The sequence below is a fragment of the Streptomyces sp. NPDC085937 genome (genome assembly GCF_044540535.1).
Classification (GTDB): domain Bacteria; phylum Actinomycetota; class Actinomycetes; order Streptomycetales; family Streptomycetaceae; genus Streptomyces.
Map to the genome: position 1 here is coordinate 21,542 of NZ_JBITSH010000028.1, position 13,046 is coordinate 34,587.

Annotated in this window: 7 protein-coding genes; 3 read left to right on the forward strand and 4 right to left on the reverse strand. The window is 72.7% G+C overall.

Annotated elements, in window-relative coordinates; all coding sequences use genetic code 11:
* Nucleotides 1-11: 11 nt before the first annotated feature.
* The 3 genes from ACIF8S_RS33205 (at nt 12) to ACIF8S_RS33215 (ending at nt 7,735) form a co-directional block, all read left to right on the forward strand.
* Nucleotides 12-686, forward strand: a complete 675-nt coding sequence (locus ACIF8S_RS33205; protein WP_400004240.1) for an HAD family hydrolase — start codon at nt 12-14, stop codon at nt 684-686.
* A gap of 428 nt (nt 687-1,114) precedes the next feature.
* Nucleotides 1,115-6,067 (forward strand): NAD-glutamate dehydrogenase, encoded by a 4,953-nt coding sequence (locus ACIF8S_RS33210; RefSeq protein ID WP_400004241.1) that lies wholly within the window; start codon nt 1,115-1,117, stop codon nt 6,065-6,067.
* 147 nt (nt 6,068-6,214) lie between these two features.
* Entirely contained in the window at nt 6,215-7,735 is a 1,521-nt protein-coding gene (locus ACIF8S_RS33215; protein WP_400004243.1) for a hypothetical protein, read from the forward strand.
* A gap of 29 nt (nt 7,736-7,764) precedes the next feature.
* Here ACIF8S_RS33215 and ACIF8S_RS33220 read toward each other — a convergent pair whose 3' ends face one another.
* The 4 genes from ACIF8S_RS33220 to ACIF8S_RS33235 form a co-directional block, all read right to left on the reverse strand.
* Entirely contained in the window at nt 7,765-9,441 is a 1,677-nt protein-coding gene (locus tag ACIF8S_RS33220; RefSeq protein ID WP_400004245.1) for a glycosyltransferase family 2 protein, read from the reverse strand.
* Nucleotides 9,441-11,636 (reverse strand): CDP-glycerol glycerophosphotransferase family protein, encoded by a 2,196-nt coding sequence (locus ACIF8S_RS33225; protein ID WP_400004247.1) that lies wholly within the window; start codon nt 11,634-11,636, stop codon nt 9,441-9,443. Before ACIF8S_RS33225 ends, ACIF8S_RS33220 begins: the two co-directional genes overlap by 1 nt.
* Nucleotides 11,637-11,803: 167 nt before the next feature.
* Nucleotides 11,804-12,634 (reverse strand): ABC transporter ATP-binding protein, encoded by an 831-nt coding sequence (locus ACIF8S_RS33230; RefSeq protein ID WP_400004249.1) that lies wholly within the window; start codon nt 12,632-12,634, stop codon nt 11,804-11,806.
* On the reverse strand, nt 12,627-13,046 hold a 420-nt coding region (locus tag ACIF8S_RS33235), incomplete at its 5' end, for an ABC transporter permease (RefSeq protein WP_400004250.1). The genes ACIF8S_RS33230 and ACIF8S_RS33235, both read right to left, overlap by 8 nt.

Sequence of the window (13,046 nt, forward strand, 5' to 3'; positions counted from 1 at the left end):
GGTTTTCCGGCATGGGGACGCACAACGACGCACACATCGTCTGGGACTGGAACGGCACGCTGTTCCACGACGTCGACGCGGTCATCGGGGCGACGAACGCCGCCTTCGCCGAGCTGGGCCTCGCCCCCATCACGCTGGAGCGGTATCGCGAGCTGTACTGCGTGCCCGTGCCGAAGTTCTACGAGCGGCTGATGGGCCGGCTGCCCAGCGAGGCCGAGTGGGAGCTGATGGACGCCACCTTCCACCGCCACTACACGGACCACCGCGTGCGCTGCGGACTGGCCGACGGCGTGGAGGACCTGCTGCGGGCGTGGGTGTCGGCGGGCCGCAGCCAGTCGATCCTCAGCATGTACGGGCACGACGACCTGGTCCCCCTGGTGCGTGACTTCGGCATCGCCCCGCACTTCATACGCGTCGACGGACGGACCGGCCCGTCCGGCGGCAGCAAGGCGGAGCACATGGTGCGCCACCTGAGCGCGCTGGGCGACGTCGTGGACCCGCGGCGCACGGTGGTGATCGGCGACGCGGCCGACGACGCGCTGGCCGCCCGGCACGTGGGCGCGCGGGCCGTGCTCTACACCGGCGGCTCGCACGGCCGGGCGAGCCTGGAGGCGGTCGGGGTTCCGGTGGTCGACACCCTGAGCGAGGCGGTGGCCCAGGCGGAGCGCCTGGCGGCCGCCGGCTGACCGGAAGGACACCGGCGCACTGTGCGAAACGTCAAAGTTCGCCCCCCGGTTTTGTACACATACGGCTCATGACGGGGCCCCGCCGGAGGGCGATAGCCTAGGTGGCGTGATCAGCGCGATAGCTCGCGGGGACCGTGGTGTCCCCGCTGTGCGCCCGGCGTGCACGGACGACATCCGTGTCCGGGTGGCGACCGCTGATCCTCGCGGGCGGCACGGGACGCGGCGCACCCCAGGGGGGCAGGCGTCACGGAGAGCAGAGTCACACCCGTCGGACGCACCGAATTCCGCCGAGAAGCCCCCGCTCCTCTCACCTCGCGGCATAACGTCGGCACAGACCGGACACCCCGTGTCGAACCACCGCACCACGAGGTCGGAGACCGTACTTCCTTCTACGTCACGCAACGGCGCGCGACAGGAGCCAGAGGACCATGCAGACCAAGCTGGACGAAGCCAAGGCCGAGCTGCTCGATCGGGCCGCCCGGGTAGCTGAGAACAGCCCGGCCGGGGGGAAACTACCGACTGGGACCGCGGACGAGGACACGCCCGACCGGGACACCGTCCTCGCGTTCCTCCAGCGCTACTACCTGCACACCGCCCCGGAGGACCTCACCGACCGCGACCCGGTCGACGTCTTCGGAGCCGCTGTCTCGCACCACCGGCTCGCGGCCAACCGCCCGCAGGGCACCGCGAACGTCCGGGTGCACACCCCGACCGTCGAGGAGAACGGCTGGACCTGCAGCCACTCCGTCGTCGAGGTCGTCACCGACGACATGCCCTTCCTGGTCGACTCCGTCACCAACGAACTCACCCGCCAGGGCCGCGGCATCCACGTGGTCATCCACCCGCAGTTCGTGGTCCGCCGGGACGTGACCGGCAAGCTGATCGAGGTCCTCTCCGACCCGGTCGGCGGCGACCTCCCGCAGGACGCGAGCGACCTGCCGCACGACGCGCACGTCGAGTCCTGGATCCACGTGGAGATCGACCGCGAGACCGACCGCGGCGACCTGAAGCAGATCACCGCCGATCTGCTGCGGGTGCTGTCCGACGTCCGCGAGGCCGTCGAGGACTGGGGCAAGATGCGCCAGGCCGCGACCGCTCTGGCCGACGCGCTGCCCGGCGAGCCCGTCCCCGCCGACCTGCCGTCGCTGCAGGTCGAGGAGGCCCGCGAGCTGCTGCACTGGCTGGCCGACGACCACTTCACCTTCCTCGGCTACCGCGAGTACCAGCTGCGCGACGACGACTCGCTGGCCGCCGTGCCCGGCACCGGCCTCGGCATCCTGCGCTCCGACCCGCACCACGCGGCCGACGAGGACCATCCGGTCAGCCCGTCCTTCGAGCGGCTGCCCGCCGACGCCCGCGCCAAGGCCCGCGAGCACAAGCTGCTGGTGCTGACCAAGGCCAACAGCCGCGCCACCGTGCACCGGCCGTCGTACCTGGACTACATCGGCGTCAAGAAGTTCGACGCCGAGGGCAACGTGGTCGGTGAGCGGCGCTTCCTCGGCCTGTTCTCCTCCGCCGCCTACACCGAGTCCGTGCGCCGGGTGCCGGTGATCCGCCGCAAGGTCGAGGACGTCCTGGAGCGGGCCGGTTTCTCCCCGCACAGCCACGACGGGCGCGACCTGCTGCAGATCCTCGAGACCTACCCGCGCGACGAGCTGTTCCAGACCCCGGCCGGCGAGCTGCAGTCCATCGCCACCTCGGTGCTCTACCTCCAGGAGCGGCGCCGGCTGCGCCTGTACCTGCGCCAGGACGAGTACGGCCGCTACTACAGCGCCCTCGTCTACCTGCCCCGCGACCGCTACACCACCGGCGTCCGGCTGCGGATCATCGACATCCTCAAGGAGGAGCTCGGCGGCATCAGCGTCGACTTCACCGCGTGGAACACCGAGTCGGTGCTCTCCCGGCTGCACTTCGTCGTCCGCGTCCCGCAGGGCACCGAACTGCGGCACCTGTCCGACAGCGACAAGGAGCGCATCGAGGCCCGGCTGGTCGCGGCCGCCCGCTCCTGGGCCGACGGCTTCGGCGAGGCGCTGAACACCGAGTTCGGCGAGGAGCGCGCCGCCGAGCTGCTGCGCCGCTACGCCGGTGCCTTCCCCGAGGGCTACAAGGCCGACCACTCCCCGCGCAGCGCCGTGGCCGACCTGGTGCGCCTGGAGGAGCTGAGCGAGGAGCAGGACTTCGCGCTCAGCCTGTACGAGCCGGTGGGCGCGGCCCCCGACGAGCGCCGCTTCAAGATCTACCGCACGGGCGAGGCCGTCTCCCTGTCCGCGGTGCTGCCCGTGCTGCAGCGCCTCGGCGTCGAGGTCGTCGACGAGCGGCCGTACGAACTGCGGTGCGACGACCGCAGCGTGGCCTACATCTACGACTTCGGCCTGCGGATGCCCCAGGCGCCCGGCGGCGGGGTGGACTACCTGGGCGACGACGCCCGCGAGCGCTTCCAGGACACCTTCGCGGCGACCTGGACCGGCAAGGCGGAGAACGACGGCTTCAACGCCCTGGTGCTGAGCGCCGGCCTCACCTGGCGCCAGGCGATGGTGCTGCGGGCGTACGCCAAGTACCTGCGCCAGGCGGGGTCCACCTTCAGCCAGGACTACATGGAGGACACCCTCCGGCACAACGTCCACACCACCCGGCTGCTCGTCTCGCTGTTCGAGGCGCGGATGTCGCCGGACCGGCAGCGCGCCGGGTACGAACTGGTGGACGCCCTGCTGGAGGAGGTCGACGCCGCCCTCGACCAGGTCGCGAGCCTCGACGAGGACCGCATCCTGCGCTCCTTCCTCACCGTCATCAAGGCGACGCTGCGCACCAACTTCTTCCAGGAGGCGACGGGCGGCGAGCCGCACGACTACGTCTCCATGAAGTTCGACCCGCAGGCCATCCCGGACCTGCCGGCGCCGCGTCCGGCGTTCGAGATCTGGGTGTACTCGCCGCGCGTCGAGGGCGTGCACCTGCGCTTCGGCAAGGTCGCGCGCGGCGGTCTGCGCTGGTCCGACCGGCGTGAGGACTTCCGCACCGAGATCCTCGGCCTGGTCAAGGCCCAGATGGTGAAGAACACCGTCATCGTGCCGGTCGGCGCCAAGGGCGGGTTCGTCGCCAAGCAGCTGCCCGATCCGGCCGTCGACCGCGACGCGTGGATGGCGGAGGGCATCGCCTCCTACCGGACGTTCATCTCCGCGCTGCTGGACATCACCGACAACATGGTGGCCGGCGAGGTCGTGCCGCCGGCGGACGTCGTCCGGCACGACGAGGACGACACCTACCTCGTCGTCGCCGCGGACAAGGGCACCGCGACCTTCTCCGACATCGCCAACGAGGTCGCCGAGAGCTACAACTTCTGGCTCGGGGACGCCTTCGCCTCCGGCGGCTCGGCCGGCTACGACCACAAGGGCATGGGCATCACCGCCCGCGGCGCCTGGGAGTCCGTCAAGCGGCACTTCCGGGAGCTGGGCGTGGACACCCAGAGCCAGGACTTCACGGTCGTCGGCATCGGCGACATGTCCGGTGACGTCTTCGGCAACGGCATGCTGCTCAGCGAGCACATCCGGCTGGTCGCCGCCTTCGACCACCGGCACATCTTCATCGACCCGACCCCGGACGCCGCCACCTCCTACGCCGAGCGCCGCCGCCTGTTCGAGCTGCCCCGCAGCTCCTGGGCCGACTACGACACCTCGCTGCTGTCGGCGGGCGGCGGGATCTTCCCGCGCAGCGCGAAGTCCGTCCCGGTCAACGCGCACGTCCGCGAGGCCCTCGGCATCGAGTCCGGCGTCACCAAGATGACCCCGGCCGACCTGATGAAGGCCATCCTCAAGGCGCCGGTCGACCTGCTGTGGAACGGCGGCATCGGCACCTACGTCAAGGCGTCCACCGAGTCGAACGCGGACGCGGGCGACAAGGGCAACGACGCGATCCGCGTCGACGGCAAGGACCTGCGGGTCGCCGTCGTCGGCGAGGGCGGCAACCTGGGCATGACCCAGCTCGGCCGGATCGAGTTCGCGCTGCACGGCGGCCGGCAGAACACCGACGCCATCGACAACAGCGCGGGCGTGGACACCTCCGACCACGAGGTGAACATCAAGATCCTGCTGAACGGCCTGGTCAAGGAAGGCGACATGACGGTGAAGCAGCGCAACAAGCTGCTCGCCGAGATGACCGACGAGGTCGGGCGGCTGGTGCTGCGCAACAACTACGCGCAGAACACCGCCATCGCCAACGCGCTGGCCCAGTCCAAGGACATGATCCACGCGCAGCAGCGCTTCCTGAAGCACCTGGTGCGCGAGGGCCACCTCGACCGGGCGCTGGAGTTCCTGCCCACCGACCGGCAGATCCGTGAGCGGCTCGCCACCGGGCAGGGCCTGACCGGGCCGGAGACGGCCGTCCTGCTGGCGTACACGAAGATCACGGTCGCCGAGGAGCTGCTGCACACCTCGCTGCCCGACGACCCGTACCTCAAGGGCCTGCTGCACGCCTACTTCCCGACCGCGCTGCGCGAGGAGTTCCGGGAGCAGATCGACAGCCACCCGCTGCGCCGTGAGATCACCACGACCGTGCTGGTCAACGACACGGTCAACACCGGCGGTACGACGTACCTGCACCGGATGCGTGAGGAGACCGGGGCGTCGCTGGAGGAGATCGTCCGGGCGCAGACCGCGGCCCGTGCGATCTTCCGCTCCTCGGTGGTGTGGGACGGCGTGGAGGCGCTCGACAACTCGGTCGACGCCGCCGTCCAGACCCGGATCCGGCTGCACTCGCGCCGTCTGGTGGAGCGCGGCACGCGCTGGCTGCTGAACAACCGGCCGCAGCCGCTGCAGCTCGAGGAGACGGTGTCGTTCTTCGCCGAGCGGGTGGAGCTGGTCTGGGCGCAGCTGCCCAAGCTGCTGCGCGGCGAGGACCTGGACTGGTACCAGAAGATCTACGACGAGCTCAGCGGCGCCGGTGTGCCCGACGAGCTCGCCACCCGGGTCGCCGGGTTCTCCTCCGCCTTCCCGACGCTCGACATCGTGTCCGTGGCCGACCGGATGGGCAAGGAGCCGCTGGACGTCGCCGAGGTGTACTACGACCTCGCCGACCGGCTGCGCATCACCCAGCTGATGGACCGGATCATCGAGCTGCCGCGTGCGGACCGCTGGCAGTCGATGGCCCGCGCGGCGATCCGCGAGGACCTGTACGCCGCGCACGCTGCGGTCACCGCGGACGTGCTGGCGGAGGGCGACGGCACGTCGACGCCGGAACAGCGGTTCGGACTGTGGGAGCAGAAGAACGCGGCGCTGCTGGGCCGGGCCCGCACCACCCTGGAGGAGATCCACGGCTCCGACGCGTTCGACCTCGCCAACCTGTCGGTGGCGATGCGGACCATGCGGACGCTGCTGAGGTCGCACTCGTAAGGCACCGGGCCCGCGCGAGCGGGCCGACCGGACGACGGGCGTCCCGGGCCGGAAGGTCAGGGGCGCCCCTCGCGCCGTGTGTGGTGCCTTGGGCGGGAATCGGCGGCGAAGCGGTGGAGCGGGCCGGGGACGGGATAGGCCTGTGGTGTGACTGTCCGATTTTCGCCGTCCGGGGTGTCCGGAAGGGACGGCACGCGCCGCTGCGGGATCCGCCCGGGCACCGCCGGCCGGGCCGTGGCCACGGGCGCCGCCGGGCTGGTCCTGGTCCTGCTGGCCGTGGTGGTCGTACGGCTCCCGTGGATCGGTGACCTGGGCATCCACGCGGCGACCGTGCAGCGGCTGCGGCACGCCCCGCTGGACCCGGGCAACCCGCTGGTCGACGCGGACACCCCGAGCCCCTACTACTCGCCGTGGATGCTGCTGCTCGGGGGCGTCGCCCGGGTGACCGGCCTGGACGTGTTCGTGGTGCTGCGCCTGGCCGCGGCGGCCGGACTGGTGCTGCTGGTGACGGGGGTGTGGCGGTACGCGCGGACGCTGAGCGCGCACCGGGCCGCGCCCGCGCTCGCCCTGCTGAGCCTGCTGCTGCTCTGGGGCACGACACCCCTGCTGTGGAGCGGCTTCCCCGGCCTGCACTCGCTCGCCCTGACGGTGGCGTACCCGAGCACCTTCACCCTGGGGCTCGCCTTCCACTTCTGGGCGTGGCTGACCGGGGCGCTGCGCGGGCCGGCCGGGTGGCCGGTGTGGACCGGGCTCGGCGTGCTGTGGGCGGTGATCCTGCTCTGCCACCAGTTCTCGGGGGTGGTGGCCACGGCCGGCGCGGTCGCCACGGTGGTCGCGGCGCGTCCCGGCCGCGCGGTGTGGCCGCGGCTCGGCGCCGCGCTGCTGGTGGGCGTGGCGGTGCTCGGGGCGTGGCCGTACTACGGCTTCTTCGCGCTGATGGGCGCCGGGGACGGGCTGGCGGACGTGCACCGGGTGCTGTACGAGGATCTCCCGGCGCGGTTCTGGCTGGTGCTGCTCGGGGCGGCCGCGCTGGTGCCGCGGTGGCGGCGTGATCACCGGGACCCGCTGGTGGTCTTCTGCGCCCTGGGCGTGCTGATCGTCGCGGCCGGCTGGCTGACCGGACGCTACTCGTGGGGGCGCGCCCTGCCCGCGGTGACGATCCCCGCGCAGCTCGCGGCGGCGACGGCGGTCCTGGAGGGCGGACGCCGCCGGGCCCGCGCCGTCTGGGCGGTGCTGCTCACCGGGGCGCTGCTGGCCGGCGGCTGGGCGCAGGCGGGGATGCTCGGGTACGTGGTTCCGGCCGACGCGCTGCCCGGGGCGGTGGCGGACAAGTACCGGCCCACGTGGCCGGGGTACGGCTGGCTCACGCGACAGGTGCGGTACGGCGACGTGGTCATGGCCGAGGGGCGGGTGGCGCGCCAGGTCCCCGCGTACGGCCCGTACACGGTCGCCCCCGGCTACCCGGACTTCTTCCTGGCGGACGAGGAGCGCCGTACGGCGGCCACGCGCGCGTACTTCGCCGGGGGCACCCCCGCTTCCGAGCGGCGGCGCACCGAGCGGGAGTACGGGGTGCGCTGGGTGGTGGACCACCGGGGCGTGCTGGACGACCCCGCGCTGCGGCCGGTGGCCCGGGGACCGCGCGGGGAGGTGCTGTACGCCGTGCCGTGAGCCGGCGGCGGGGGCGCCGGCGCACGACGTCAGCGCAGGGCGCCCGCCACCAGCCGGCCCGCGCTGCGCAGGCGGGGACGGGCCAGGCGGGCGGCGGCCGGGCGGACGATCCCGGTGAGGCCGACGGGCTCCCACCGCACCTGGAGCCGGCCCGGGTTGTGCCCCTCCGGCTCGATCGTCACCTCGTGCGGGGCGGCACCGGAGCGGTAGGGCACGCGGGCGGTCAGCGCCGGGAAGTCCAGGGGCGCCAGCAGCAGGGCCTGGTTGCTCTGGCCGCCGCCGGTCAGCCGGACCAGCGGGTGCCGGGCCCCGGCGAAACCGCTCAGCGGCAGCCGCGCCTCGCCCAGGTCGAGCCGTACCGCCCCCTCGAAGACACCGGGCCGTACCGGGTCGAGACGGAAGGGCACGGTGAGGCGGCGGCGGCCGGGGGAGATCAGCAGGCTCGCGCGCTGCGGGCCGACGGGCAGGCGCAGCGCCGGGTCGTAGGTCCGTACGGTCAGCTCGACGCACGCGCCGGCTCCGGGGACGCGGGCGATGCCGGTGATCTCGTGGCGGAACGGGGCGCCGGAGAACGGGCGGGTGTCCGGTTCCAGCTCGGTGAGGTCCAGTTCGCGCCGGGCGGCGACGGTGCCGGGCACCCGGTCGCCCCAGTAGACCCGGCCCTCGGTGTCGGCGGTCGTCCGCCTCGGGGCGACGCCGTACCCGAGACCGCGCGCCGCGAGCCGGGCCTCGGGCAGCCGGCGGTCGCGGAGCAGCTGGAGCACCACCCGCTCGGCGCGGGGCAGCCGGGCGTATGCGCCCGGGGACAGGGTGTCCAGATAGGGGTTCATCTCGTCGGCGAAGGCGGCCAGCCACTCCTCGTCGCGGTAGGGCAGGTCCCCCGCGTACATCCGGAAGTCGTGCTTGAGGAACTTGTGGTCCTTGTCCTCGCGCAGCGCCGCGTGCCCGCTCTCCACCAGGAACGCGTCGATCAGCCGCTGCACGTGTATCCGGTCGCGGACGTTGGCCATCAGGTGCCGCTGGTTGGAAATGGAGGCCGCCTCCGAGCGCGCGTAGGGGGCTATGTACCAGAGGTAGACCGGCTCCGGGACGATGGTGAACCGCTTCGCCAGGCAGTAGGCCTGCGCCGAGAACAGCTGGTCCTCGTAGTGGATACCCTCGGGGAAGCGCAGCGCGTGCCGGTCGAGGAAGGCGCGGGCGTACATCTTGCTGGTCGCCAGGTGCTCGAAGAACAGCCGCGGGTCGTCCTTGATGCCGTCGAGGGTGCGGCGCTCGCCCACGAGGTGCGGCATCCAGGTGGACCGGCGTCCGGTGTCCACCCGGATCCGCCGCACCGCGCCCATCGCGAAGTCGATCTCCCGCTCGCGGTGCGCGGCGAGCAGCGCCGCCACCGCACCCTCGGGAAGCTCGTCGTCGCTGTCGAGGAACATCAGGTACGGCGCCCGGGCGATCTCCAGGGCGCGGTTGCGCGGGGCGCTGCACCCGCCGCTGTTCTCCGGCAGGCGCAGGTAGCGGACGCGAGGGTCGGCGGCCGTGAGCTCCCGGGCCACCCGGGGGGTGTCGTCCGTGGAGTGGTCGTCGCTGATGACGACCTCGAGGTCGTGGTGCGTCTGGCGGCACACGGACCGCACCGCGCGGGGCAGCCGTCCGGCGTCGTTGTGCACGATCACCGTGACGGTGACGTCGGGGACCCGGGGAGTGCTCATCACGCGGTCACCTCCTGGGGGGCCGGGGCCGGGGTGCGCTCCTCCAGGGGCAGCACCGGGGGCAGGGACGCCTCGTCCTGACCGAGGAAGACCCGGCGCACCACCCGCTCGGCGGCGCGTCCGTCGTCGAACTCGCAGAACCGGCGGCGGAAGGCGGCCCGCGCCTTCGCCGCGCCCTCGTCGCGCCAGGCGTCGGTGGTGAGGATCTCGGTCAGGTCGTCCTGGGTGCGCGCCACCGGGCCTGGCGCCTCGGCCATCAGGTCGAAGTAGACCCCGCGCGTGGTGCGGTACGTCTCCCAGTCGTCGGCGTGGACGACGATCGGACGGTCCAGGTTGGCGTAGTCGAACATGATCGACGAGTAGTCCGTGACCAGGACGTCCGCGGCCAGGCACAGCTCCTCGACCGGGTCGTACGACGACACGTCGATCACGCGTCCGGAGCGGCGCAGGCCGGTCAGCGGTGAGACGCCCGAGTCGTAGAAGTAGTGGGCGCGCACCAGCAGGACGGTGTCCTCGCCGAGCCGGTCGGCGAGCGCGGCGAGGTCAAGGCGCGGGGTCCACCCGGCCTCGTAGTCGCGGTGGGTGGGCGCGTACAGGACGGCGCGGCGGCCCGGGGCGATGCCGAGCCGCTCGCGGACCGCGCGGACCTCGTCGGCACCCGCCGTGTAGTACGCGTCGTTGCGCGGATAGCCGTGGTCGAGGGAAACGTACCGGGCCGGGTACGCCCGCTCCCACATGCGGGTGGTGTGGCTGTTGGCGGAGACGCTGAAGTCCCACTTGTCGACGCGCTCCAGCAGGGCGTCGAAGTCCAGGCCCTGCGCGGCGGCCGGGTAGGCCATCTGGTCCAGGCCCATGCGCTTGAGCGGGGTGCCGTGGTGGGTCTGCACATGGACCGCGTCCGGGCGCTTGACCACCGCGTTCGGGAAGTTGACGTTGTTGACGAGGTACTTCGCGGTGGCGAGCACCTCCCAGTAGCGGCGGGTGCCGGGCACCACGTGGTCGGTGCCGGGCGGCAGCAGGGCCGCGTTGCGTCCGGTGACCACCCACACCGGGTGGATGTGCGGGGCCAGCTCGGCGAGGGCCGCGGCGATCGCGCCCGGGTTGCAGGCGACCCCCCGGTTCCAGTAGGCGGAGAACACCGCGAGGTGCGGGTCGACGGGGCGGCGCAGCGCCGCGCGGTACTGGTGGTCGCGGATCCGGGCGCCGGCCTGCCGTCGGCCCGCCCGCACGGTGGAGCGCACGGCGCGGCGGGCGTGGTTGGCGGTCCGGAAGGCCCGGTAGCGGGTGTAGGCGCCCTCCTCCAGCAGCGACCGGCGCACCCCCTCGGGGCCGCTGGGGCGGCGGTACCCCTCGGGACGCAGGCGTACGGCGGCGGCACCGGCCCGGTCGAAGAACTCCCGGGCCACCGGCTCGGGCATGGTGCCGCGGGCGAAGGTGCGCAGGCAGTCGCGCACCATGATCTCGTAGAGGACGGTGTAGACGGCGGGCCGGTCCCGGGCGAGGCCGAGCAGGGCCTCGTAGCGGTCGACGGTCGCGAGGTGCTGTTGGGGGGTGACCGGCGGGAGGCTCGCGGGGCGCAGCCGGCGGTCCTCGTGGGCGATGTGCGGCAGACAGGCGACGCGGTCGGCGAGCAGCAGGGCGGCCAGCGCGGCCCGGGGCTCGTCGTCGGTGGTGAGCAGCTCCTCGTGGGCCCGCCAGAACGCGGCGCGCAGCACGCGGGTGCCGAGCAGCGGGGTCAGGCGCAGCAGGTAGGCGCTGTCGCCGAGGGACGCCTCGGTGCGGCCCGCGCGGGCGAGGAGGGGGCCGTCGGCGGAGGGCAGGCCCGCGCTGCGCCAGGTGCTGCGCAGGTGGTCCGTGAGGAGGACGTCCACGGCGGCGGGCAGTTCGGCGGTCCGTTCGGCGACGGTACGCGGGCTGCCGGCCGGTACGCCGTCCTTGGCCCGGACGAAGTGCAGCCAGCGCCCGGTGGCGTGCGCGGCTCCAGCCGACCGGGCCGCCGCGTCGGCGGTGCCGTCGGGCAGCGGGACCACCTGGAGCTGCGGGGTGTGCCGCTCGGCCGTCTCGCGGGCCCAGTCGCCGACGGCGGCGACGACCACCTCGACGTCGGGCAGCGGGTGGGCGACGAGCGAGTCGAGCAGGCCGGTCAGGTGGTCCTGGGTGTTCGGCCCGTGGACGATGACGCTGAGCTGGGGCATCGCGGGGGCTCCTTCGGCTCGTCGCTGCGGGACGGTCCCCTCGGGTCATAGTGACATCAATACGCCCAAACGGGCGCGCAGAGGCGTGCGGTCGGGTGCCCCTGCGCGTCCGTGGAGGCGTGTGCCTCAGGGGCGCGCACACCCTTGCGCGAGGCGGTTCCCGCCGGTCATCGCGCCGTCGCGGTCTGCCGGGGGGCCGGCACGGTCCGGTCCCCGCCCGAGGTGAACTTCTCGTACTCCCGGAGCACCTCGTCGGTCGGGCCGTCCATGCGCAGCTCGCCACGCTCCAGCCACAGCACCCGGTCGCAGGTGTCGCGGATGGACTTGTTGTTGTGGCTGACCAGGAAGACCGTGCCGGCGTGCTTGCGCAGCTCGCGGATGCGCGCCTCGGACCGCTTCTGGAAGGAGCGGTCGCCGGTGGCCAGGGCCTCGTCGACGAGCAGGACGTCGTGGTCCTTGGCCGCGGCGATGGAGAAGCGCAGGCGGGCCGCCATGCCGGAGGAGTAGGTGCGCATCGGCAGGGTGATGAAGTCGCCCTTCTCGTTGATGCCGGAGAAGTCGACGATCTCCTGATAGCGGGCCTTGACCTCCTCGCGGGACATGCCCATCGCGAGGCCGCCCAGGTGCACGTTGCGCTCGCCGGTGAGGTCGGCCATCAGGGCCGCGTTGACGCCGAGCAGGGACGGCTGGCCGTCGGTGTAGATACGGCCGTTCTCCACCGGGAGCAGTCCGGCGACGGCCTTGAGCAGCGTGGACTTTCCGGAGCCGTTGGTGCCGATCAGGCCGATCGCCTCGCCCTTGTGGGCGACGAACGACACGTTCCGTACGGCGTGCACCGTGCGCACGCCGGCGGCCCTCTCGGTCTGCTTGCGCCGCAGCATGCGGTTGAGCGCGGCGGTCGCGGAGCCGCGTCCGGCGCCGGTGCCGTTGACCCGGTAGACCACGTCGACGCCGTCGGCGATGACGGTCGGGGTCTTCTCGTGGGTGGTGTCAGCCACGGCCGTACCTCTCCTCTGCCTTCCAGAAGTAGACGAAGCCGACCACGGCGGCCAGCACCGCCCAGCCCAGCGCGAACGCCCAGATGTGCGGCGGCAGGTACGACGATCCGTACTCGTCGATCATCGCGAAGCGCACCAGGTCCATGTAGACCGCGGCCGGGTTCCACTGCAGCACGTCCGCCAGCCAGGCCGGCACGTTCTTGTCCTCCAGCATCGCGGGGATGGAGAACATCACGCCCGAGGCGTACATCCAGGTCCGCAGCACGAACGGCATCAGCTGCGCCAGGTCCGGGGTTTTGCTGCCCATCCGCGCGAAGATCAGCGCCAGGCCCGTGTTGAACAGGAACTGCAGCGCCAGCGCCGGCACCACCAGCAGCCACGACAGACTGGGGTAGCTGCCGAAGCCCACCAT

Excerpts from the sequence above, each read along its gene's own strand:
- ACIF8S_RS33205 (WP_400004240.1), top strand. The coding sequence starts at position 12 with ATGGGGACGCACAACGACGCACACATCGTCTGGGACTGGAACGGCACG.
- ACIF8S_RS33210 (WP_400004241.1), top strand. The coding sequence starts at position 1,115 with ATGCAGACCAAGCTGGACGAAGCCAAGGCCGAGCTGCTCGATCGGGCC.
- ACIF8S_RS33220 (WP_400004245.1), bottom strand. The coding sequence starts at position 9,441 with ATGAGCACTCCCCGGGTCCCCGACGTCACCGTCACGGTGATCGTGCAC.
- ACIF8S_RS33225 (WP_400004247.1), bottom strand. The coding sequence starts at position 11,636 with ATGCCCCAGCTCAGCGTCATCGTCCACGGGCCGAACACCCAGGACCAC.